26 protein-coding genes are annotated in these 23,464 nt (G+C 40.5%); 8 read left to right on the forward strand and 18 right to left on the reverse strand.

The window, feature by feature from the left end; translation table 11 throughout:
* Window positions 1-81: 81 nt before the first annotated feature.
* The 7 genes from FHS10_RS05735 to FHS10_RS05765 all read right to left on the reverse strand — a co-directional run bounded on the left by FHS10_RS05735 (window position 82) and on the right by FHS10_RS05765 (window position 4,982).
* Window positions 82-522: a carboxymuconolactone decarboxylase family protein gene (locus tag FHS10_RS05735; RefSeq protein ID WP_259088372.1), complete on the reverse strand. Its 441-nt coding sequence runs from the start codon at window positions 520-522 to the stop codon at window positions 82-84.
* A gap of 83 nt (window positions 523-605) precedes the next feature.
* A complete protein-coding gene (locus FHS10_RS05740) occupies window positions 606-1,181 on the reverse strand; it encodes a Crp/Fnr family transcriptional regulator (protein ID WP_310504178.1) in 576 nt (191 codons plus the stop codon).
* Between the two features lie 100 nt (window positions 1,182-1,281).
* Entirely contained in the window at window positions 1,282-1,707 is a 426-nt protein-coding gene (locus FHS10_RS05745) for an SRPBCC family protein (protein ID WP_259088373.1), read from the reverse strand.
* Complete coding sequence (locus FHS10_RS05750) at window positions 1,704-2,048, reverse strand: ArsR/SmtB family transcription factor (protein ID WP_259088374.1); 345 nt, start codon at window positions 2,046-2,048, stop codon at window positions 1,704-1,706. The genes FHS10_RS05745 and FHS10_RS05750 overlap by 4 nt, the downstream gene beginning before the upstream one ends.
* Window positions 2,049-2,429: 381 nt before the next feature.
* Entirely contained in the window at window positions 2,430-3,095 is a 666-nt protein-coding gene (locus FHS10_RS05755) for a YdeI/OmpD-associated family protein (protein WP_259088375.1), read from the reverse strand.
* A gap of 95 nt (window positions 3,096-3,190) precedes the next feature.
* Entirely contained in the window at window positions 3,191-3,721 is a 531-nt protein-coding gene (locus FHS10_RS05760) for an RNA methyltransferase (protein ID WP_259088376.1), read from the reverse strand.
* A gap of 94 nt (window positions 3,722-3,815) precedes the next feature.
* Window positions 3,816-4,982 (reverse strand): galactokinase, encoded by a 1,167-nt coding sequence (locus tag FHS10_RS05765; RefSeq protein WP_259088377.1) that lies wholly within the window; start codon window positions 4,980-4,982, stop codon window positions 3,816-3,818.
* Between the two features lie 203 nt (window positions 4,983-5,185).
* Here FHS10_RS05765 and FHS10_RS05770 point away from each other — a divergent pair, with 203 nt between their 5' ends.
* On the forward strand, window positions 5,186-5,476 hold the full coding sequence (locus FHS10_RS05770) for a YciI family protein (protein WP_259088378.1): 291 nt from the start codon (window positions 5,186-5,188) through the stop codon (window positions 5,474-5,476).
* 49 nt (window positions 5,477-5,525) lie between these two features.
* Here the strand turns inward: FHS10_RS05770 and FHS10_RS05775 are convergent, their stop codons facing one another.
* Entirely contained in the window at window positions 5,526-5,948 is a 423-nt protein-coding gene (locus FHS10_RS05775; RefSeq protein WP_259088379.1) for a hypothetical protein, read from the reverse strand.
* An 82-nt stretch (window positions 5,949-6,030) separates the two neighbouring features.
* On the reverse strand, window positions 6,031-6,894 hold the full coding sequence (locus FHS10_RS05780) for an aldo/keto reductase (RefSeq protein ID WP_259088380.1): 864 nt from the start codon (window positions 6,892-6,894) through the stop codon (window positions 6,031-6,033).
* A 248-nt stretch (window positions 6,895-7,142) separates the two neighbouring features.
* On the opposite strand from FHS10_RS05780, the gene FHS10_RS05785 reads away from it, so the two are divergent.
* Window positions 7,143-7,574: a DUF6526 family protein gene (locus FHS10_RS05785; protein WP_259088381.1), complete on the forward strand. Its 432-nt coding sequence runs from the start codon at window positions 7,143-7,145 to the stop codon at window positions 7,572-7,574.
* 112 nt (window positions 7,575-7,686) lie between these two features.
* Here FHS10_RS05785 and FHS10_RS05790 read toward each other — a convergent pair whose 3' ends face one another.
* From FHS10_RS05790 to FHS10_RS05805, 4 genes are all read right to left on the reverse strand, one after another.
* Window positions 7,687-8,091: a DUF1761 domain-containing protein gene (locus tag FHS10_RS05790; RefSeq protein WP_259088382.1), complete on the reverse strand. Its 405-nt coding sequence runs from the start codon at window positions 8,089-8,091 to the stop codon at window positions 7,687-7,689.
* 528 nt (window positions 8,092-8,619) lie between these two features.
* The gene (locus FHS10_RS05795; RefSeq protein WP_259088383.1) at window positions 8,620-11,346 is read right to left on the reverse strand and encodes a carboxypeptidase-like regulatory domain-containing protein; all 2,727 of its coding nucleotides are present in this window, start codon (window positions 11,344-11,346) and stop codon (window positions 8,620-8,622) included.
* Between the two features lie 284 nt (window positions 11,347-11,630).
* Window positions 11,631-12,590 (reverse strand): hypothetical protein, encoded by a 960-nt coding sequence (locus tag FHS10_RS05800; protein ID WP_259088384.1) that lies wholly within the window; start codon window positions 12,588-12,590, stop codon window positions 11,631-11,633.
* 87 nt (window positions 12,591-12,677) lie between these two features.
* A complete protein-coding gene (locus FHS10_RS05805) occupies window positions 12,678-13,625 on the reverse strand; it encodes a hypothetical protein (protein ID WP_259088385.1) in 948 nt (315 codons plus the stop codon).
* Window positions 13,626-13,756: 131 nt separating this feature from the next.
* Between FHS10_RS05805 and FHS10_RS05810 the strand changes: the two genes are divergently transcribed.
* Window positions 13,757-14,224: a CYTH domain-containing protein gene (locus FHS10_RS05810; protein WP_259088386.1), complete on the forward strand. Its 468-nt coding sequence runs from the start codon at window positions 13,757-13,759 to the stop codon at window positions 14,222-14,224.
* A gap of 13 nt (window positions 14,225-14,237) precedes the next feature.
* On the opposite strand, the gene FHS10_RS05815 is transcribed toward FHS10_RS05810, so the two are convergent.
* The 4 genes from FHS10_RS05815 to FHS10_RS05830 form a co-directional block, all read right to left on the reverse strand.
* Window positions 14,238-14,531, reverse strand: a complete 294-nt coding sequence (locus tag FHS10_RS05815) for a DUF3892 domain-containing protein (protein WP_259088387.1) — start codon at window positions 14,529-14,531, stop codon at window positions 14,238-14,240.
* A gap of 472 nt (window positions 14,532-15,003) precedes the next feature.
* Window positions 15,004-15,222 (reverse strand): hypothetical protein, encoded by a 219-nt coding sequence (locus FHS10_RS05820; protein ID WP_259088388.1) that lies wholly within the window; start codon window positions 15,220-15,222, stop codon window positions 15,004-15,006.
* A gap of 142 nt (window positions 15,223-15,364) precedes the next feature.
* The gene (locus tag FHS10_RS05825) at window positions 15,365-15,916 is read right to left on the reverse strand and encodes a GNAT family N-acetyltransferase (protein WP_259088389.1); all 552 of its coding nucleotides are present in this window, start codon (window positions 15,914-15,916) and stop codon (window positions 15,365-15,367) included.
* Window positions 15,917-15,925: 9 nt separating this feature from the next.
* On the reverse strand, window positions 15,926-17,083 hold the full coding sequence (locus FHS10_RS05830; RefSeq protein WP_259088390.1) for a M28 family metallopeptidase: 1,158 nt from the start codon (window positions 17,081-17,083) through the stop codon (window positions 15,926-15,928).
* Between the two features lie 97 nt (window positions 17,084-17,180).
* On the opposite strand from FHS10_RS05830, the gene FHS10_RS05835 reads away from it, so the two are divergent.
* Window positions 17,181-18,101 carry a hypothetical protein gene (locus FHS10_RS05835; RefSeq protein ID WP_259088391.1) on the forward strand — a complete coding sequence of 307 codons (921 nt, stop codon included), beginning with the start codon at window positions 17,181-17,183 and terminating at the stop codon, window positions 18,099-18,101.
* On the opposite strand, the gene FHS10_RS05840 is transcribed toward FHS10_RS05835, so the two are convergent.
* Entirely contained in the window at window positions 18,094-19,035 is a 942-nt protein-coding gene (locus FHS10_RS05840; protein WP_259088392.1) for a hydroxypyruvate isomerase family protein, read from the reverse strand. The two genes, FHS10_RS05835 and FHS10_RS05840, sit on opposite strands and share 8 nt — an antisense overlap.
* A 254-nt stretch (window positions 19,036-19,289) precedes the next feature.
* On the opposite strand from FHS10_RS05840, the gene FHS10_RS05845 reads away from it, so the two are divergent.
* The 4 genes from FHS10_RS05845 to FHS10_RS05860 all read left to right on the forward strand — a co-directional run bounded on the left by FHS10_RS05845 (window position 19,290) and on the right by FHS10_RS05860 (window position 23,463).
* Window positions 19,290-19,655 (forward strand): BlaI/MecI/CopY family transcriptional regulator, encoded by a 366-nt coding sequence (locus FHS10_RS05845; protein WP_259088393.1) that lies wholly within the window; start codon window positions 19,290-19,292, stop codon window positions 19,653-19,655.
* Window positions 19,655-21,319: a M56 family metallopeptidase gene (locus tag FHS10_RS05850; RefSeq protein WP_259088394.1), complete on the forward strand. Its 1,665-nt coding sequence runs from the start codon at window positions 19,655-19,657 to the stop codon at window positions 21,317-21,319. The genes FHS10_RS05845 and FHS10_RS05850 overlap by 1 nt, the downstream gene beginning before the upstream one ends.
* A 434-nt stretch (window positions 21,320-21,753) precedes the next feature.
* Window positions 21,754-22,356, forward strand: coding sequence for a GIN domain-containing protein (locus FHS10_RS05855; RefSeq protein WP_259088395.1), 603 nt, complete (start codon window positions 21,754-21,756; stop codon window positions 22,354-22,356).
* A gap of 501 nt (window positions 22,357-22,857) precedes the next feature.
* Window positions 22,858-23,463, forward strand: coding sequence for a GIN domain-containing protein (locus FHS10_RS05860; RefSeq protein WP_259088396.1), 606 nt, complete (start codon window positions 22,858-22,860; stop codon window positions 23,461-23,463).
* The last annotated feature ends 1 nt before the right edge of the window (window position 23,464 follow it).

The raw sequence follows: 23,464 nt of genomic DNA on the forward strand, positions 1-23,464 counted from the left end.
GTTTTTTCCTCAAATAAAAAAGCGATGTTCCTTGTCAGAACATCGCTTTTTTTATTTTAAAGTCTCCCCTTTAGGGGAGATTTAGAGGGGCTTTGGCTGCATTCCAGTTGATATAGCAAACCTGTTCCAGGCGTTGATTGCAATAATTGCTAAAATTACTTGTGCAATATAAGCTTCAGGCAAAACTTTAGCGACTGCTTCGTAGGTGGCGTCAGATACGTGGTGTTGTATCAGCGTAACTTCTTCGGTTAGGGCCAATATTGCTTTTTCTTCTTCGGTAAAAAATGGGGTTTCTCTCCAGGCGTTCAGGGCGTAAATGCGTTGCTCTGTTTCGCCGGCCTTGCGGGCATCTTTGGTGTGCATATCAATACAAAAAGCGCAACCATTAATTTGTGACGCACGGATCTTAATAAGTTCCCTGTGGGTTTTACTTACGGTGCTTTTGGCTACGTATTGATCAAGGGCTAATAATATTTTGTAAGCTTCCGGGTCGGTTTTACCGATATTTACTCTTGTTTCCATTTTTATGTTTGTTTTAATACACCAAAGGTGGCAACAAAACAGGTTCCAAAAAATGAATCAAGATTAAGAAATTAGTGGGGCAGTTAAATTTTTTTTGCCCTTATTTTGCTCATAAATTGTGGTGTAAAACCCAGGTAGGAGGCAAGCATATATTGAGGTACCCGCTGCATAAATGCCGGGAACAGGCCGCTGAAATGATGATACCGTTCCTCATCGCTCATGCTGTAAATATATTTGATGCGGGTTTGGGTGGCAGCAAATGCGCGTTGTTGTACTATCCGGAAATAACGCTCCAATTTAGGAACGGCCGTAAACAGTTCATCGAGCTTGGTTTTGGTTATGCTGATGATCTCAGAATTTTCAACCGCCTGCATATAATAAGAGGATGGGCGACCACTATCCAGGCTTTCATAATCTGTCATCCACCAGTTTTCAATAGCGAAAAGGATTATTTGTTCGTTCAGTTTTTTGTTAATGAAATAGAGTCGCAAACAACCTTTGCTCACAAAATATAGTTCCTTGCAAACGTGTTCGGGTTCTAATAAAAAAGATTTCTTCTTGATTGTTTTAGCGGTTATAGCGTCGCGGATCTGTTGCTCCTCAACATCTGTAAGGCTGATGTATTTTTTAATATGATCTGTGAGGCCGGGTTGCATCATTGAGGAAAGTATATGCAATTATACGAAGTTTCAGTGGGCTTGAAACTTACGAAGTTTTCAAAACTTCGTAAGTTTGATTGGATGTGTTAAGATAAAACTATTATTCTTTATCCAGGTATTCCTTCAATGATATACCTGTAATATGTGTCCATCCACCTACAAAGTTCTCGCGCTTGAAAGATGGTAGATTTGGGAACGTTTCCAGGCCACTATGAGTTAGTTTTAAGCGGGTTCCATCGCCATCGGGGAAAAGCTCCCATGTCACTTCCGAATAGCCTTCGTACTCATCATATTGCCAGGAATATGCAATGGTTGTGCCGGGTACAACCTTAGTTACACAACATAAATGGCGGTATTCTTTAATGTCATCACCTCCGGTAAATTCAAATTCAAAGCCTACCTCTGTTTTAAAGTCGGACACATTAAAATACCATTCCCTCATTTTATCGGGATTGGTAATCGCATCCCAAACTTTATCAATGGGGGCATTATAGGTGCGTTCAATTACAAATGGTTCTGCGCTCATAGTTTTTTGTTTTTATGGTTAATATCTGTGGTGTTTTGTTCTGCGGTAAGGAATGCATCTAAATCATCCAGTTTTTGCGTCCAAAACCGGCGGTATTGTTCGGCCCAGTCGGTAACCTGTTTTAGTTGTTTTAAATCGGCCTTGCAAAAGCGTTCGCGACCTTGTTGCTTAATGATCAGTAAGCCACACCGGGTAAGGATTTTGATGTGTTTAGATACGGCAGGTCTGCTCATGTCAAAATTGTCGGCCACTGCATTCAGGTTCATGCTTTGATGAGCAATCAGGTTAATGATCTCGCGGCGGGTAGGGTCGGCAATGGCTTTAAAGATATCCTTTTGCATAAGCTAATGGTTATATGAAACCATATGGTTACAAATATATATGAAACCTTTTGGTTACGCAATAGAGCTTTTTATTTTTGTCTGAACCGGGATTAAACAGATTTATCGGATTATTTGGATTTTGACGCGTTTTACAAAATCCTGAGAATCTTTTAATCCCCAAAATCGTGGTTCAGACAATAAATTCTGATAATTCTTAAATCCCGAAAATTCTGATTCAGACAATCGCGTTAGGGATAGGAGCGGATACCGGCCAAGGTGGCTAAGGCCTGTGCAGTATGAGCGTATAGCCCGGCCGCAGGCAACGCCCTATTGAGGAGCAAAGATTTTTGGAGCAAAGAGCAAGGATTTTTGGAAGAAGGATTGATGGGTAAACTTTCCTTATGACCCTTTATCTGAAGGGTTTTTCCTTTTATCCAGCAGCATACTTACCATTTTTGCCAGCCGTTCTTCGCGGGTTTTCTCTTGTTTGGCAGTCAATATCCATAAAACGTATTCCTTTTTATTACTGTAGGATAGCTGCTGAAACCAGGCGAGCGAAGTTGGCTGTTGTTCAAGGGCTGCTTTAATGTAGGCTGGCAGGGTTACAATCTTGTTATCTACATCAATAAATTCGCCAAACTCGTTACCGCGTACGGCCTCATTACGGCCTTCAGATACCTTAACCTGTTCAACAGGTTTAAAGCGTAAGGCAGTCCGGGTTTCATCTATCGCTGCCGACGATACCGGGCGCAAGCTGTAGATAGTTGGCTCATCCCAGCTACCCATCATTTCCAGGTCGGTTTTTATTTTAGATGTCTTTTTGGGGTAGATGATCCATAGGATGGTATTATCCTTTAGCAAAGGTACAACTACCTTGAGTTCTGCAGATAACTCAACGCTGTCGATAACAAACAGTAACACGCCATCAAAATCTCCGGCAGTATTAAAGGCAACTTTAGTGCCCTCTGGCAATGGCTCTAAAGTATCCGTAAAACCGGCAGGTGCGTTATGTAATAACCAATTTGAATTAGGTTTTATTTGCAGTTTTTTGGCTAAGGCATTCATTGGTTTGGCTTATAGTTGATGGTTTGTAGCAACAAGCTAATTTAATAAAGTTTTGAGGAAACCATGAACCATTAACTATGAACCATGATCCTTTTCTACAAGCTTATCTTGGCAAAAAAGTCCCAAAGTACAATGCCGGCGGTTATAGCGATGTTGAAAGAGTGCTTGGTGCCGAACTGAGGGATTTCGATACAGGCATCGATGGCCTGCATTACTTCGTCGCTAACGCCATTTACCTCGTTGCCAAATATTAAGGCATATTTTTGGTTGGTATCCGGCGTAAATTCGTTGAGCATAGTGCTGTTTTCGGCTTGTTCAACGGCAATGATCTGGTAACCTTGTTGGCGTAGCTGTTCAACAGCCTGGAGCGGGGTTTCGTAGTACGTCCAGTTTACGGATAGGGTGGCGCCGAGGGCAGTTTTTTCTATTTCGCGATGTGGTGGCTGGGCGGTGATGCCACAAAGACAAACCTGTTCGACCGCAAAACCATCGGCAGTACGGAAAATAGAGCCGATATTGTGCATACTACGCACGTTATCTAATACTACGGCAACGGGTAATTTATCCTGTTGCTTAAATTCATCAACCGAAGCCCGGTTCAGCTCATCTAACTTTAATTTGCGCATTTTTTTGGTTCATTAGTTTATTGGTTGATTAGTTCATTGGTTGTATGGCGATGAACTAATCGATCAATAAAGCGCAAAAGTATGATTTATGGGCTTAAATAACCACCTCGTTTAATAAACCTACGCCATTGCCAATTAATGAGCTGTAAACAGATGGGGCATAGCCAATTTTACCGGTATAATATTCAGTAACACCTTTGCTGAAAGCCTCGAATGCATCGCCTTTTACTAAAGCTATAGCACAACCGCCAAAGCCTGCGCCTGTCATACGGGCACCGGCAACATCGGGATTAGTTTTGCTGTATTCGGCAACTGCATCCAGTTCAACACCGCTTACTTCGTATAGATCGCGAAGTGAATCATGTGAGGCATACATCAGTTTGCCAAATTCATCAAGGTTATTGCTTGCCAACGCTTTGGCAGCCAGTTTTACACGGTCGTTTTCCTCAATAACGTGTTTGGCACGTTTAAGCACTACAGGGTTGGTTATCAGGTGCTGGTATTTTTTGAAAGTATCGGCATCAATATCGCACAGATAATTAATGTCGAGCTCTTGTTTTAAAGCTGCAAGGGCAGTTTGACATTCCTCAACCCGCTTGTTGTATTTTGATTCGGCCAGTTTGCGGGGTTTGTTGGTGTTGATGATGGCCAGTACATATTCGCCAAGATTGCTGTCAACAGCTTCATAATCCAAGGTATCACAGTTAAGCATCAGTGCTTTGTTTTTTTCGCCAAAAGCCACTGCAAACTGATCCATAATACCACAGTTTACACCAATAAAGTTGTTTTCAACAGATTTTGAAAGTTTAACAAGGTCTAATTTGCTATAACCGCTATTGAAAATGTCGTTCAGGGCAAAGGAAGTAACCACCTCGATAGAGGCTGAAGATGACAAACCAGAACCGATAGGTATATCGCCATAGAATAGGAAATCGAGGCCTTTTAATTCGTGCCCTTCTTTTACAAAGCTATCAATAACGCCAATAGGAAAGTTATACCAGTTTTCGCCAACCTTTTCATAAGATGCCTGTACGGCGATATCCTGCTGCTCGGTAAAATTAAGGCTACGGAAACGGAAGATTCCATCTTCATTGGGTGATATCAACAGGTAGGTGCCAAATGTAATGGCACAAGGCATTACAAGCCCGCCGTTGTAGTCAATGTGCTCGCCTATAAGGTTTACACGTCCTGGCGAAAAGTAGGCGTATTCGGCTTCTTTATTGAAAATGTTGTTAAATTCCTGGTGTAAATTATTCTTCATTATTGGTCTTGTTACAATTGGGAAACAAATATTGTAAAAATTGTCAATTTTACATTTATAAATATGAAATTATTTTGAAAAAAAATCAATTTAAAGCAGATGTTTTTTCAAATTTTGCCATCATTTTTAATTTGATAGTTTTACATCGGCCAAAACAAGCTCAAAAAGCAAGTTTTGGCTATTGGTCGCTAATTTTTTAACCCATGAAACAATACCTGGTTACCGGATACGATTATACTGATGAAGGCGCGCTTAAACGCCGCGCGGACACCCGACCACATCATTTAGATGGCGTGAAAGAATTGAAAGCAAATGGGAATTTTGTAGCTGCGGCTGCATTCCTGAATGAAGAGGGCAACATGATAGGATCAGTAATGATGCTGCAATTTGAAACCGACGAAGAATTGGAAGCCTATAAACAAGGTGAACCATACATTACCCAGGGCGTATGGGAATCTGTAGATGTAAAGCCTATTAAAGTAGCAGTTATTTAGTTTGCAGTTTTCAGTAGGCAGTTAGCAGGAGCGCTTGCGCAAAGGTATATTACCTGCCTAATCGCCATTTGGTCATTTGCCAGTAGCCAGAGTCGTCTTTGGTGTAAAAGGCGGTATAGCCAATGCCCATCATATTAAAATCGAACGAAAATTCGGTGATGGATGCATCGTCGGGCAGAAAGTGGGGGAGTACGCTATCAGCCACTAAGGCTATGTGCTCGGTAAGTTCGTCCTTTTCGCTTTTGGCTACTTTAATTTCGGTACTTTTTATATAGTCTTCAAGCGTGGCAAAGCTGTAGTCCGGGTGCGCTGCCGACTCATCCTTAAGTTCGCGGGCGGCATTAAAAGCATCAGCCAGGCTTTGTTGCTTATAAGCCTCCATGGCGTTGAGCAAATCAGGGGCTGATATTTCGGGCATGCCGTCGGCACCGGTGGTGTAAAAACTGTTTAGTATTTCTTCCTTGGTTTTCATATTCGTTCTCGCTTGGTACAAAACAAAAGGATGCCAAATTTAATGACATCCTTTTGCTTTATCACCCTAAATAAAAAACTTATTAAGCAGCACCGATAGTGTTTAATACATCGATGTCATCTTCAGATAATTGAATGCCGGCTGTTTTCATGTTTTCTTCCAGGTGTGCTACACTTGAGGTACCCGGGATAAGCAGGATATTTGGCGAATGGTGCAATAACCAGCTTAAAGCTACCTGGTGAATGGTGGCGCTGTGTTTATCGGCCACACGTTTCAATATTTCTTCGCCCTGTACATTACCGCCACCTAAAGGAAACCATGGGATAAAAGCGATATTATGATCGCGGGTGTACTCCAGCTCGGCTTCCCATTTACGGTTATCAACACTGTACATGTTTTGTACCGATACCACTTCAAAAAACTCCTGCGCTTTTTTGATATCGGCTACGCTGACTTCTGACAGGCCAATGTGTTTGATCTTACCTTCCTGCTGTGCCTTTTGCAAAAATTCAAAAGACTTTTCGGCAGGTACTTTAGGATCTATGCGATGTAATTGATACAGCTGGATTTGATCCTGTTTTAAGCGTTTTAAACTGCCTTCCAAAGCTTGTTTCAAATGCTCTGGCGATGAGTCAACAGGCCACTCGTTTGGGCCTGTGCGCAGCAAACCGCCTTTGGTACCAATAACCAGGTCGACGGCATAAGGTACAAGTGCTTCTGCTATTAATTCTTCCGATACATATGGGCCGTAGCTATCGGCAGTATCAATAAAATTAACGCCGAGCTCAACCGCGCGCTTTAAAACACGGATACACTCATTTTTATCTTTAGGTGGGCCCCAAATGCCCTGGCCGGTAATACGCATTGCGCCGTAGCCCAACCGGTTTATAGTAAAATCGCCGCCTAAACTGAAAGTTTTTTCAAATGAACTTGTTGTAGTAGCCATAATGATTGTTGTTTTAAATTGAACTCAAATATGGACGCATTGTTTAGGAAAAATGTCAATATAGTATCAAGTATTTAGTATCAAGTATCAAGACAGGAGTATCAAGTAGCAAGTATTAAGTATCAAGATTTTTGAAAAGTATAATTTGAGAAACCTCTGACATTCTAAAGCAGCCACCTAAAAGTCTTGATACTTGATACTTACTACTTGATACTAAAAAAGCTATCTTTCCTGAAAAATCAAGAACCATGACCGATCAGAATTTCGCAAACCACAAACGTAACGTTCCGGGATTTCATTTCCTGTTAAGCTTTTTGCTTTTAGCGGGTTTGATACTTGCTATTGTAAACGTGGCGTTGCAATGGCGAACCGATAATCTTTTAACAGCATTGGTGTTGTTACTTTTCGCTATTACTATACTGTTGATGAGCTGGTATATCCGCAGCTTCCCCATAAAGGCACAAGACAGGGCCATCCGCGCCGAGGAAAGCCTGCGGTATTTTATACTTACCCGTCAGCCTTTAAACCCCAACTTAACTATAGGTCAGATCGCGGCTTTGCGTTTTGCACCCGATGATGAACTGCTTCCGCTTGTTGAAAAAACAATTGCCGAAAACCTGCAGCCCGATGATATAAAAAAGGCCATCAAAAACTGGCGCGCTGATCACCACAGAGTATAGGGATTTTGGAATTTGGATTTTCGATTTCGGATTTTTGTCGGCTGTGTAAACAACTGTTCAAGTAAGTAATAGGCGGTTTTTTTTTGATTTTTGAATTTTTACTTTTGAATTTTCATCTCCAGGCCCCCAAAATGGCACCCATTATGGTTAATGATACCAGGCTGTAGCCGCCATTGATAAAAATCCATCGCCAGCTTTTAAGCTCAAATAGGCCAACAATGGCAATGGAGGCAAATGTCCAGATGCCTGCTAAAGAACCGGCAGTTGCGCCCCAGGAAAGGTTGGTTGTTGGCGTTGCTAAAAAGGCCGCCAGGTTTGCCGCCATTACTAACGAAAACACGGCCGTCATCCCGAAGATCTTTGCTTTGTTGCCGGTTTTTAATTCATCCTGGCTAAGGTTGGATGCAGTCATCCAGGATTTTTGAAACATCACAGGAGAATACCAAATACCGCCAACTAAAAATGCCGACAGCGCGGCCACCACAACAGCGGCCCAGTTAATTAGGTTAGGATTCATGATAATAAGTTTATGTGTGTTATAAAGTTAGTGGAATTGAGTTAAGAATCAAAAATCAAGACTTTTATTTTCGGGGCAAACACATCTAAATAGTTAATGACGCTAAGCCATTTTTTAATAATAGCTAACTAAATAAGCTTATGCCTTTGAAATGTATAAGCATCAAACGATACCTTGTTTTTATCGCCTGGTCCTTGTTAAAAGATCCAGGTCCATCCGACACCGGTATCGGGTAATAACAGGCACAAATATTGGGGCGTGCCTAAATTGCGCGATATATCAGTTTTGTGTTAACCTTGTAAAAATATAAAACTCTGATTGTTAGATATTTGAATTGTATTTTATCCAAAATATGTTAAGTTATGTTAACCCAATTAGATACGTTTTTCCCTGCTTTTCTTTTTTCGGGTAAACTTAAAGATTGCTCAGATTTAGCTATGCTTTAAAAGCAAAATGCCGGTCAGTTGCTACTGATCGGCATTTTGCAAGTTTTTATCTTAATTCTTGACTCTTGATTCTTTTTCGAAGTTACCTTACGTTAAAATGAATCACCAGCCGGCCTAAGTTACCGTCGCCGTCAAGGCCTTCAATAATGGCACGGTACGAACCGCGGGCATCGCTGTTATAAAAGTTAAAGCTTGCCACACCTGTTTTATCGGTGATGATCTTGGGGTTCCAATAAATTGTATTACGCAGATCAAGTCCTATTACACTGCTTTTATTGACATCGTATTTAGGTACATAAAAATCCTTCGCCTTGCTGTAGCCTTGTACCGCAAAGGTGATCACGTTTTGTTTAGGAATAAGTGCCAGTAGTTGTGAAAGAGAGATCTTTTCTTTTTTTACCACCTTTTTATTGATTACCATAACACCTTTTGTATTGGTCGTGCGGTTAATGCCGCTTAAGCCATCATTCAGGAAAATCTCTACCGATTCTACCTCATCGCCAGTCATCGAGAATAAGTTGCTTACATCAACTTGCGAGCTGTTGATGTAAATTTGTACCGGTGTTGTTTTCTTTCCCTGGTTATAATCGCGGGTAACGTAAAAGTTGTTATCCGCGTATGTTAAGCCCAGGGCCATAGTACTCAAACAGTTGATAAGGATAGGACAACCTTTTAACTGATCGGAATTGATCTCATGGTCGGCCTGCGGACTAAGCCCTGCAAAAGTTCCAAAATCACTATGGCTCGGCTTTTTAACATTGGGCTTGGCTTTAATCACAACTTCTTTCAACACCCTTGAACTTTGGTATTGTTTACGGCTGTTTTCAAGATATGGGCGGATAACGCTATCAATATTAACCACCTCATCTGCAATATTGACGTTTTTATTTATCTTTTGGAAAACTTCGCCGTTAACGTTAATTACCAGGTTTTTGCCGTTAGGATTATCACGGGCACTTAGGGTGATCTTTGAAGTATCGCGTACCACCACATCTGAAAATTTGAAGTTGCCGGAAAGATCGGTAATGGTTTGTGCCGAAAAATTATTATCGGGTATCACCAGCCTAACGTTGGCCTTGCCAACAGGTAAACCCGTGTTGGTGCGTAATATACCGGTTACTTCTATCCCTTGTTCGGGCAATGCATAAACCGTTGGGAATTTATCGGCTAAGATATCCTCATAATTAAAACGGGTATACCCTTGGGTAAGCATCAGCAAATCAAGGTTGTTTAACTTTTCTTCGTCGGGTTTATTGAAATAGTAGTTGGGTTTTTCAATATAGCCTTTTAAATCAGATGTAAGCAGGATGTTGCTTAAAATGGTTTGCTCGTTGTTTTCGTCAGATGGTATAGTAGCGTCATCTAAAACCGCTACCGAAAAGCTGCCTATAACGGGGGCTGTTTTATTTAGCGCCGTTACCTGCATTTTTACATTTTGCCTAACAGTGTATGTTGGCTTATCGGTTTTTAAGTTAAGTGTTAACTGATCATTATGCTGTATAAAAACCAACCTTTGGCATAAGGCATAACCGCCCGATGAAAACAGTGTAACCTGTACAATACCGGTAGGGAATTTTGATTTGGGTACGTTTGCCGAATAGCTAAGGTCTTTTAACGCAATAGATGCTGCGTAATAAATAACACCACCGCTTTGTGCTACCAGGTAAAAGCTTTTGTTTTGCTTGCGCTGCAAAAATACATCGTTTGCAGAAATCTTAATACTAAGGTTTTCCGGGTCGGTGTTATAAACCGATAGGCCTATCCCCATATTTTGGATGCGCGGTAACTTGTAGGTAGTTTTTGAACCGTTGGGGAAAGTAACATTGGCTGTATAGGTTTTATCGCTTTCGGGCGTTAGCGCAAATACCCCCATGCCCAGGTGGGCCGACGTAAATGTGGCTACCTCGGTTCCTTTATCATCGGTAACATTTCCTTTAATATCAACCCCAAGGCCTTTCACGTTAATAGCTTTGAAGGCTACCCGTGTACGTATACCGTTGGTTAGTTGCCCACTCTCGGGGAAAAACTGTACATCAAAATTGGTGATGGAGTTTTTTAGCGGGAAAGTGTTATTAACAAACTGGCGGTCGCCCATATCAATAGCAGTAACCAATTGCGACGCGTTGATGGTTTCCAGGTCATTCTCGGGCAATTCAACCAATAGGTTACCATTGTTATCGGTAGTACCTTTTCCTTTACTAATGGCATCGCCGTTACGTACCAGTTGCCAGTTTACCTTTTTATCGGCATAAATTTCACCCGATGGGCTTTTGTAAATAATATTGGCGTTAAGTTTTATAGGGCCGCCTTTCCTGCCCGAGCTTCGGTAGCTTATAAATGTGTTTACCTTATTATCAATGGCGTTACCAACGTTAATGGTGCGGTCATAAAAATACTCCGGCTCAAAATTGCTCATCCATTTGGTATAAGCTCTTATGCGGTAGGCACCTTGTTTAAAGGTTTCGCCGTCAAGGGTAATATTACCATTAGCAAAACCATTGACCACTTTTAATCTTAAGCCCGAAACAACCGAATCCTGACTGTTAAGCAAATCAACATATACAATGCCGCTAAGGCCAGATGGCTGATGTTTTTCTACCGTTACATAGGCCTTAAGCCAAATGGTATCGCCGGCGGCATAATAGGGTTTATCGAGGTGCAGGTACACCTTTTCAATTGGAAACGAGGCCGAGTATTTGGCGGTTTTTTCAATTAAGGTATTAATGGGAATGCTATCCTGCTGAGCCATTGCGGCCAGGCCAAAAGAGAATAACAAGGATACAACGAGTAAAAATTTTCTTGATATCATTATATAATATAAAGCGGCTAACAGGGGCTAATATAAACATTTAGGGTTGTTGCATACCGGGTACCTGCAGGTTTTAACACTTTTTTACAATCAAGCCGAATTTTGAACGATGTTTTAAATTAATAATTGTTTTCAGGATAAATTCCTGGGCCTTAAAGTTTAAGGTATTTGCTTTGTAAGTGATTGATCCTGTTTTATTTGCGTTTGCAGGTGTAGTAAATGCATAACAATAACATTATTGTTACCTTTTAACAAGCGCGAAAATGATGAAGAATGGCATATAGCTATTGTGCCGCCGCAGCTTTACCTTCCACATGTACCGATATCATACTTGAATGTACAATGCCCAGCGTTGAACCTGGCTTAACATCAAGATAGAATTTTAAATAGCTATCCATAATAGCTGTAGACTGGTGGATGTATGCCTGTTCAAATTCCGGGCCGCTAATGCCCAGGTCAATTAACGGTTTTCCATAGTGCATACCGCCTTTATCATCTACATAAACGGTAAACGAGTAATAGAAATCTTTATAAGCTTTGTTGATCACGATATCGTAGGTAGGATCAAGATAATCGTCAGATGGATCAAAGTTGTTTTCGATAGTGGCTTTTGTAACTCGGCGATGGATATGTAGCTGTGGGCTTTTGCTGGTAAGGGAGGCAACCTGGCGTGCCGAGAACTGTTTTTTATAATCGGCATTGGCTTTTGCCGATAGTGCTTTAATAAATAAGGTATCTTTACGACTTGGGTGCCTTAATATCGATGTATCGGTATGCAACACATCTTTCACGTAGTTATCGGCAAAAAAGCGCATATAAACTTTAGTTCCTTTGATATCCAGTGAATCACCTTTTTGTTTAATGATCTCCAGGATGAGGCTGTCTTTGGTTATTTTTTGCACCTTGAGCCATGAGCGCGCGGCGTTAAAAATAGAATCGTACCCGCGTGTAAGCGGAAAATTTATAAAAGCATTTTTTGTAGGACTAAATATACTCACCGAATCATCTGAGACGAATTTCATTTTCCATTGTGGCTCCAACTGGTAGCCATATTCATTAAATGAAAGCCCGTTTTTTTGCCTGCGGGATACTTCAGAATAGTTGATGCCATTATAAGGTTTAAAATCAATCAGTTGTTTCTTTTTGGCGCCGGTGCCACTGCCGCAACCAGTTTGGACAATTGAAATAGCAGTAAGCAGTATAAAACCGGCCAGTTTTACAGTTTTTATATTGATAGATAGCATACGCCTTAAAGATATGCAATTTTTGGAAAACGGGACTTTTGGACAAAAGACAAAGGACGCTTTTGCGCGGGTTTTAGATAGCAAAATTTATTTTTCAACCTTACCGGCTACATGCACATTAATTTCGCTGGCATGGACAATACCCAGTGTTGAGCCTGGTTTTATTACCAGGTAATATTTAAGGTAGCTTTCCATAATAGCTTTTGAAGACTGTATGTAATTGTCTCTAAAGCCTTCACCCAAAAATGCTATTAAAGGTTTACCATAGTGCATTGCGCCCTTTGCATCAATAATAATACTGAACGAATAGTAAAAATCGGCGTGAGCTTTGCTGATGGCCACATCATAAGTAGGGTTCATATAATCATCTGATACATCGAAGTGATTTAACAGATCGCCTTCTGCCTTCCATTTTTTTACTTTTACCGAAGGACTTTTGCTGGTCAGTTCAGCAGGCTGCCGGGCGGCAAAGGCTTTATTAAAATCATTATCGGCAATGGCCGTGAGTTTTTTAATGTACAAAGTGTCTTTTTTGCCTGCTCTTTTTAATATTGTTGTATCGCTGTGAAGCGTGTTTTTAATATAGTTATCGGCATAAAAAAGCATATAGATTTTGGCGCCGCGGGTATCAACGGTATCTCCGTACGAATTAACAAGTTCCAGTTTCAGGCTGTCTTTGTTCATTGCTTTCACTTTTAGCCAGGTACGGGCTGTATTAAAAATAGAATCGTAACCGCGCGTTAAAGGAAAGTTGATGAACCTGCCTTTTTCGGGGCTATAAATACTTGCCGAATCGCTGGATACAAAATTGATGCGCCATTGCGGCTCTAACTGATAACCATCTTTAGTAAAAGAAAGCCCATTGGATAAGCGGCGTGCAATTTCAGTATAGTTAATACCTTGCACGGCTTTAAAAGATATCAGATCACGCTCACCCCTGTGTTTAACAATTTTAGGGTTTTCTTTGCAGCCCTGAATAGCGCATAAAATAATAGCAAACGGTAATAGATAGGTTAAGTTGGTTTTAGGTGACATAAGGCAGAATATTATTTCTTTAAATATAGGTTGTTGACTTTAATAAACTAATATTTGCCCGGTTTATTGCAAGGCTGTACTGCTAATAAAACTAATGGCCTTTTATCAGGTTAAATAAAAAAAACAAACCCATGGGAGTTGAAATTGAACGTAAGTTTTTGGTTGATCACGAACAATGGAGCCAAACACCAAAACCAATAGGTACTTATTTTAGGCAAGGCTATATTTTAAGCGAAGAAAATAAAACCATCAGGATAAGGGTTACGCCCGATGAGGGGTTTATTACCATAAAAGGCAGTACCCAGGGTATTAGCCGACTGGAGTTTGAATACAAGATCCCGGCTATTGATGCCGAAGAGATGCTGAATAACTTTGCCATATCTGAACTGGAAAAGCGCCGTTACTGCGTTGAGATAGCCGGAAAGGTATGGGAGGTGGACGAGTTTTTAGGCGCTAATAAAGGTTTACTTGTTGCCGAAATTGAGTTAGAAAGCGAAGACGAAAAATTTATACTGCCAGAGTGGATCACTACAGAAGTAACAGGCGATGAGCGCTATTACAACTCAAAGCTGGCTGTGCATCCGTTTAAAGAGTGGTAATTTGCATGGTGGACTAAGCCGATTCGGGTAAATTCAACAAAATATCTGGCTCAGACTCGTCTTTAACTGTCTTTACGTATTTGTTTCCTTCGGGACAAAGGGCCGGTATAAGGCGGGTTTTATTGCCGTATTGGTCAATGATGTATGCTTCGCCATCCTCGTTCTTGATCCAATCGTAAAGTTTACTGCGTTCTGTTATTCCCTTTACGTTAATGCGCTCGTTTACCCATTCAAGGGAATCGATAGCCACATAGGGGTTGCGATGTCGTTTTTCATCGGTTTTAATGCAAAGTATCCGTACTGCCATAATCGAAATGCTTTAACTTATTCAGGGTGCCGTAAAATTAAGGCAAATGGCAAGGCAGTGAAATAGGTGTTTTCACCCGTTTTGGCGTACGTAAAACTACGCTATATTGATTTCGGATTTAGAATGAAAGAGTTAAAAATCTCCCCTTTAGGCTACTGTATGTACACATCTTTATAATATAAAAAAGAAAATGTCATTTCGATTGAGCGAAGGAGGGGCGTGAGCGGGGTGCGAAGGAGAAATCTTCGACACCTTGCATGTCCGGATGCCCGATTTTACAAGATTTCTCCTCACCTCCAGCGCACAATGCTCCTCGGGTTCGTCGAAATGACAACGTTTTTGTTTAGTGATACGATTCCAAAGATGTGTGCAAAGAGTAGCCCTTTAGGGGAGATTTGGAGGGGGGCTGAAAATACAAAAGCCCTGGCTTAAGCAGAAACTCAACCAGGGCTTTTGCGGTTAATAATAAATATTAAGCCCAGCCAGTGCCTTTTTTAGCGTTACCTTTTGCTATATGCTCTTCAGCAGTAGCTTTGCCCATAATAGCAGCCATTTTGTTGCCTGCACCATCTGTACCAGTTGCAATATACCTACCAGATTTAATGTCGATCACCGGATCAATCATTGGTACATTTTTGGTTTTGGTTTTCACTGAATAAGCGGTAATGCCGCTTCCTTTTTCTGTTGCCATGATAAGTTTCTTTTTGTGTTTTTTAGTTTAACCCCATTTATACTGAATTGTTTCAGCCTTAGCTATAATTGGTTTTGAAGTGTAAACATGCATTAAAATTTTTTAATTCAAAATATTTGGCCTAAATAATTTGTTAACACATTTACTTTTTTGTTAATAAAGCGTAAATAACGGTATCTTCAAAGCGGCCATTATGGTAATGATTTTCCTTAAAATACCCCTCTCTTATAAAATTATTGCATTCAAGCAGCTTAATGGATGCCTTGTTTTGCGGACTAACATTTGCCTGGATGCTGTGAAACTTTAACTCGTTAAAGCCAAAGTCAATAACTTTTTGAACAGCTTCCTGCATTAATCCTTGTCCCTGGTATGCAGGGTTTAACAGGTAACCTATCTCGGCCCGGTGATTTTCCTTTTCTATCCGCCAAAAACCAATACTACCTATAAATTTAGGATCATCTTTAAGTGAGATACACCAGGTAATGCCGTTGTTGGCGGCTAAAAGGTCGTCAATAACCTTGATCAATCCCAATGCGTCATCTAATGTTTTGGTAAGCGGGCGGCCAATATATTGCATCACACCGGCATCGCTGCGCATTTCAAAAAGATCGGCGGCATCAGCATCGGTAAACCGGCGTAACTCCAGGCGCTGCGTTGTTAAAACCGGGAAGGGGGTAAAGTTGGGGTTAAGCATAACGGGTAATTATCGTTTGGAATTCTGCATCAGCGAATCATTAAATTCAACAATGAACCTGAACAAGTCTTTATATTTATTGAGCGGCAGGGTGGCACTAATGTCAAATACATCGTGATAAGCTTTAATACCTCCCATGGTGTAAATAAAAAATGCAGGCACACCTTTTTCTGTAAATAAATAATGATCGCTATTGGCGGCTTTACCACGTTTGGCTACTTTAACAAAGTAATGGCCTTCGTCATTAATGCGCTGCATCGCGGCAAATTCATTAGGGTACACTGTTGCGTTTACTACGGTGATGCCTTCTTCGCCGGTTCCGTTCAAATCAAGGTTAATTAAAAAGCGGATGTTTTTTAGGGGGATGAGTGGATTTTCTGTAAAATATTTAGAGCCCAGCAGACCTGCTTCCTCGCCCGAGAAAGCAATAAACGCCATGGTATAAGGCTGCGGGTGCGATCCGTAATATTTAGCCAGGCTAAGCATTTGCGTTAAACCACTGGCGTTATCATTAGCGCCCGGAAAATAAGTATCGCTGCCCATGCCACCCAGATGATCATAATGCGCGGTTACCACAATTACAGAATCGGGCTTTACGGTACCTTTAACTACCGCGCAAATGTTAGCCGTTTTAAAATTGGGAATAACCTGGTTTTCTATATCAGTATAAATACTGAAAAATGGCAACTTTATCGCTTTTTTATCAACCTGAATTACGGTATAATCAAGCGCCTTACCCTCGACCGACCAGGTCAATTTATCCTCTAAGGAAACCACCACCCGGTTTTGCCTGTCAACAAAATGTGTGCTATCGGTTTGCTCCAATTTGCCTGCGCCATGCACCCCCTTGCTATCCGGACTTACAATAAACGCTTTACCTGGTACAAGTTTTTCCCCGTTAATAGTCACCTCCATTTTACCGGGGAAAATATTTACCGGGTAGCTAAATTCCTGCTGAAAGTTTTTGCCATCCATCGGCTTTAGGCCATAGCTTTTAAATTGTGTTTGTATAAAGGCGGCAGCTTTGTGTACCCCATCGCGAGTATAACCGCGTCCCCAAAAGTAAGGTGAGGTAAGGGTGTCAACCAGTTTACGGGCAAGCAGGCTATCCTGGGCAAAACACAGGTTGGCTATAAACACGAATAGGATAGTTAGTTTAAATTTCATTTATATTAAAGGTGTAGTTGATAGGCTGCTTTGAGTAAGTTAAATTGGCAACATAAAGCCAGGGCTAAAATAATTAATAAAACCGGGCAGCAGGCAAATGGAGGTTAATATTGATCGCATTAATTACTACAATATATTTGCTATGTTTGCGGCGGCAAGCCTGGCCTTATTTATCCCGTTTGAACTGGTGTTATTATCCTATGCCATACTTGGCCCGGCGCATTATTTAACTGAGATCTCGTGGTTAAACAGCCGGAGTTATTTTACCCTCAAAAAGTATGACATTGCGCTTGTTATTGGCGTTGTGGTACTTTCTTTATTATTCAGGCGGCCTTATTCCAGCCTTGTTTATTACACCTTTGGGTTATCGTTTATTTTGCTGGTCATCCCCGGTTGGCCAATGCGGCTTTTAGCTTTTGCTTTGTTGGTAATAACGGGTTACTTTTTACTGAGCAATAACCTGCTTAATACCATTTTTGGCCTCTATATCCCAACGCTTATTCATGTATATATTTTTACCGGGGCTTTTTTGTTACTGGGCGCTTTGAGGCAAAAAGGAATGTCGGGCTATATTGCTTTTTTAGTCTTTGTAATTTGCCCTGTATTATTATGCGTGCTTTTTAACAATTTACATATTGAGCCCACGCAATGGGCTATTGGTAACTATCAGCATTTTGCAAGGCTAAACACTATTACCCTACGCAATAGGAACCTCAATATTTATACCGATAGAACCAGCATCATTTTAACAAGGCTTATTGCTTTTGCTTACACTTATCATTATATCAATTGGTTTGCAAAAACAAGGGTTATTAACTGGCACCAAATTTCGCGGCTAAAGGGCATCGTAATAGTATTAATATGGGCAGCTTCTATTACCCTGTATTTTTACAATTATAGCTTAGGCATCAAATGGCTGCTGATACTTAGTTTGGCTCACGTAATACTGGAATTTCCACTTAATCATCGCACTTTTATTGGGATAGGGAAAGAGATCCGGAACAAGATAATTACATAAAACTATCGGCCTCCCTATATGCTTTAATCAGCGCTAATTCGCCTTCTTTACCTGCGCCCGCGGTACCATGCTCCATGCCCAAAACCCCACGATAGCCTTTATTATAAATGTGTTTAAAAATGTTTTTATAGTTTACCTCGCCGGTGCCCGGTTCTTTGCGGCCAGGATTATCGCCAATCTGGTAATAGCCTATCTCGTCATAAACCAAATCGAGGGTAGGGATAATATTACCCTGGTTGCGCTGCACATGGTACATATCATACAAAATTTTGCACGATGGACTGCCTACGGCCTTGCAAATGGCATAAGCCTGATCGGGCGTGCGGAGGAACAGGTCGGGGTTATCGCTCAGCGGCTCCAATACCATGATCACGCCGTGGGGTTCTAATATGGCGGTGCCTTTTTTTATGGCCTCTATTACGTTGCCTGTTTGTACGCCGATGGGCAGGTTGCGAACAAAATCGCCGGGAACAACGGTTACCAGCTTGCTGTTGATGCGCTTAGCAATTTCAACCGCTTGCTTGCAGGATGCTATGAATTTTTCAACCTGGTCGGCTTTGCCGTTTGCCAGCATGTTGCTATCGTTACCTAAGCCCGGTTGTACAAATACGCCCATGGCCATGCCTAATTTGGCTAAAGTATCGCCTATTTTTTTCTGCTGATCTTCTGGCCGGCCGCTCATCCCGTTATCCTCAATGGCACGGAAACCTTTATCATAAGCAAATTTTATCTGCTCAATAAAATCATCGCCTGCATGGCTTTTAAACATACCATCGTGTGTGCCATAATTGAGGTTAAATGGTTTATCGCCTGCTGTAGCAGCCACTCCAGCCGGATCGGCACAACTGGTAAGTGCCGTAGCGTTTAAAACACCAGTAGTTAATAATGATGCACCCGCCAGCATGGAGCCTTGCACAAAGTTTCTGCGTTTCATAGGTTGGAATTGGTTTGTGGAAGCAAGATAGGTTTTTTGGACTATTGGACAAAAGATAAAAGACTTTTAGACAAAGGATTGTTGGACGTATTAGACCCATGACTGTTGAAAGAGAAGATTTAGGGTAATCTATTTAGATGCTTTTGTTGAAGTTATATTATTGACTAATAGTTGTTTATAATTTATAACTGTAAAATAAGTTACATAACGTAGTTTTTAGTTGCATAACTGAAAGTTACGTTATATATTTGATTATGGAAGAGCTAACAAAAACAGAGGAGCGGGTGATGCAGGTAATATGGCAGCTAAAGCAATGCTTTGTTAAAGATATTATTGAAGCGCTGCCCGATGATCCTAAACCACCTTATAATACCATTTCGTCGGTAGTACGATTGCTGGAAAAAAAGGGATATGTTGATTATAAGGCCTATGGCAAAACCTATGAATATTTCCCCAAGATCACCAAAGCCGAATATCGCAAAACCTTTTTCAGCCGATTTTTTGCCGGGTATTTTGACAATTCGGCCGAGAGTCTTTTTTCCTTCATGGTAAAGGAAGAGAAGCTGAGTCCTGAAGATATTAACAAGCTAAAAGATATCATTAATAAAGGCGAGGAATAATGGAAACCATTAGCTATGTACTACAAGTATCGGCGTGTACGGGGATCTTTTACCTGTTTTATCACCTGTTTTTGCGAAAGCTTACCTTCTTTAACATCAACAGGTGGTATTTAATGGTAACGCTGCTGTTGAGTTTTGTAATACCCGCGATAAAAATACAGGTTGATGAACAGCCGCGATACATTACAGCTGCTAAACAAATTGCGTATATCGATAAATTACAGGGTGTTGCGCAGCCGCAGTTTACGTACCGGCAAACAGATGGGTTTATTGATGAACCACCTGTAAATTGGGCTAAAGTTGCTGAGTTGTTTTATATTATAGTTGTGCTGGCATTAGGTACGCATCTTTTGATATCTGTAAGTCTGTTTTTTGTGCGTTTGAAGGGGAAGCCTAAATCAAAATTAGATGGCGTAACCATTTTGGGAAGCCATCCCGAACTTCGAAACGGATCTTTTTTTAACTATATATTTTTAAATGACGATGGCATTAGTCCACAGGAGTTAAAATACATTATAGCGCATGAATTGCTGCATGTAAGGTCTTTTCATTCTGCAGATAGGGTTATTGCCAAAATAGCCCAGGTTATCCTTTGGTTTAACCCTTTTGTTTACCTGTATGCAAGCGCCATTGAGGCAAATCACGAGTTTGGTGTAGATAATGGTATGGCCCATGTTACAGATAAAAAAATGTACGCTAATTTATTGCTTCACCTATCCGTGACCGGGCAGGGAATGCTATTGCTTAATGGTTTTAGCAAGGTACCCTTAGCAAAGCGTATTACAATGCTTTTTAACAAACCATCAAATAATATGAAAAAGTTCGCCTACCTGCTTATCGCGCCTATTGTGCTCATTAGCTGCCTGGTTTTTGCAACCAGTTTAAAAATAACGATCAAAAAGCAGTCACCAACAACAGCTTTTGATGAGCCGGTTGAAAAGTATCGTCAAAAGGTAAAACGTGATAAAGCTTTCGATTTGGCAATGGCCGAACAAAAGGCTTACATGAAGAGTGATGAGTATAAAGATAAGTCGAAGCTTATTAAACAAGTAATGGAGAACGACAACGTAGTTAAAATTGTTAAGGTAACAAAGGACGAAAAGACCGGCATTTTACGTAACTATACTATAGCCTACAATAATAATAACTATGACCTTTGGATTAATTACGCAGACAAAGGTGAGTTGGACGGAAAACTAAATGTGGGCGATGAGGTAACTATGAAAATGTCTACTGGTACTATCTCTAAAAATACACCGGTGTCGTTTTCACCGGCTTATATTATAAAGAATAATGTAAAAATATTTGAAGAAAAAAGCGTCACTACAGTTGATAAGTCTCCCTTTTTGTATGAAACCAATAAGGTTCGTTTTACCTACGGGAAAATAATAGACGTTAAAAGAAATGCGGCAGGGAAATGTACGGGAATTGTTGTTGAAGGAAATAATGACTATAAATTTAATATCACTTTTAAACCCAACGCGCCCGACTTAACCGTGCTTAAAGAAGGCTACCACCTTATGCTCCGTTTTGTACACGAAGTAAAAACCGGCGAAAAAACATATGATATTAATGATTGGGTAGCCATTGGTAACAGTCAGGATACCTATGCCTACAGAAATCCCGATTGGTTCTTAAAGTTTTATGAACCGGTGAAATCCTAAGTCATCTAACGAAGGATATTACATCTAATAAAAAGCGGCGTTTCATTGATTTTTGAAACACTGCTTTTTTAATTTGCAGCTTTATCAGTATGGCTAAATCCTTGTTTTACAGGTTTAACCTCCGCTATATTGTCATCACAATACCACTTCAGACGCCTTTATTCATTGCACCGTCAGAATGGGGCCAATAACCGCAACGCGCGTTTTTTTGATGCTTATTAAGGGTACCTTTGCGCCGTCAAAAAATAACGACGTGCACAATACTGAAAACTTTATTCCCCGCTCACCGATGTTAATCCGCCTTTCGCCGATAAAAACCGGGTGTATATCTAAATCATAAAAAAGGGCTGTAACGTTTTAAAAATGCCTGCGTCTTATTGGTGTATTTAAAAATAACACAATACAATTACTTGACAATCAAAATGTTAAATATCATGAAATCAAAATTATTCACCATCGCTGCTTCTTTATTATTGGTAGCTGGTATCTCAAATTCAACCCTTGCATCTACAATAAATACTAACAATGCTGCTACTGTTTTAACTGACGTAAGCAACATCAACAAAATCGAAATCCGTGGTAACGTTGAACTTTATGTTTCTGCCGGTACAACAGACCAGGTTAAGGTTTATAATAAATACTATGCAGAAAGCGCTTTGGTACAAAGTTCAAAAGGGGTGTTGCGCATTGCATCATACACCAAAGAAAAATTAGTTGTTTGGGTAACTGCAAATGATTTACGTAACATCAGCGCTTATGACAATGCCGAAGTTAAATCATTCGGTAGCCTGTCAGCAATCGAGTTAGAAGTTAATCTGCATAACAATGCAACCGCTAACTTAAATCTGGATACCTACCAGGCCCGTGTAAATGTTAGCGACCGCTCAAAAATTGAGTTATCTGGTACAACCGAAGTTTACTCATTGACCCACAATGCACAATCAAGTGTAAACAACAACAAATTTGTTGCTGCCACTTATACCGATAAATTGAATACCAACGCCAAAATTCAAGCCAACGAATTAGCGGGTATCTAATTCCTTAAAGACTTTTGCAAAAGTCCATCATATATTCTGAGAAGCTGTTACCTGAAAGTGACAGCTTTTTTTGTTTTATGTAGATCATCGATTGTAAGTCGTTCAAATACTTATGACGTAAATGAATAGTAAAGAAGAAAAAAAACAACATTTTTTTTTCGCGCAAAGATCGCTAAGTCGCAAAGTAAAATCTTAGCGCCTTCGCGGTCTTTGCTTGAAAAGGATAATTCGTGCAGCCTTATAATCATCCTCCATTAGCCGCAAAAACTTCGCTGTAGCTTGCTCACCTTTAATTAAAAAGTAATTTTTGGGACTATCACCTAATTTATCATCAAAAATAATTCCCCTGTTCACCGATGATAATCCGGCGTTCGCCGATAAAAACCGGGTATACATCTAATACACCAAAAACTGCTGTAACGTTTCAAAAACGGGGGCGTCTTATTAGTGTATTTAAAAACAACACAATACAATTACTTGACAATCAAAATATTAAATATCATGAAAACTACATTATTTACCATCGCTGCCTCTTTAGTTTTAGTAGCCGGTTTATCAAATTCAACTTTTGCATCTACAAAAAATACCCAAAATGTTGCCACCGTTTTAACCGATGTAAGCAACATCAACAAAATCGAAATCCGTGGTAACGTTGAACTTTACGTATCTGCCGGTACAACAGACCAGGTTAAGGTTTACAATAAATACTATGCAGAAAGCGCATTAGTACAAAGCTCAAAAGGTGTGTTACGCATTGCGTCATACACCAAAGAAAAATTAGTTGTTTGGGTAACAGCAAATGATTTACGTAACATCAGCGCTTATGACAACGCCGAAGTAAAATCATTCGGTAACCTATCTGCCATAGAGTTAGAAGTTAACCTGCACAACAACGCAACCGCTAACTTAAACCTTGATACTTACAATACCGCCGTAAATGTTAGCGACCAGGCCAAAGTTGAGTTAACCGGTAAAACAGAAGTTTATACGTTAACTCACAACACACAATCAAGTGTTAACAATAATAAATTTATTGCTGCTAACTACACTGATAAATTAACTAACGGTACCGCTGCCAGGAACGAAAACGAGTTGGCCGGTCTTTAAT

This window comes from Mucilaginibacter dorajii, from assembly GCF_024808255.1.
GTDB lineage: Bacteria > Bacteroidota > Bacteroidia > Sphingobacteriales > Sphingobacteriaceae > Mucilaginibacter > Mucilaginibacter dorajii.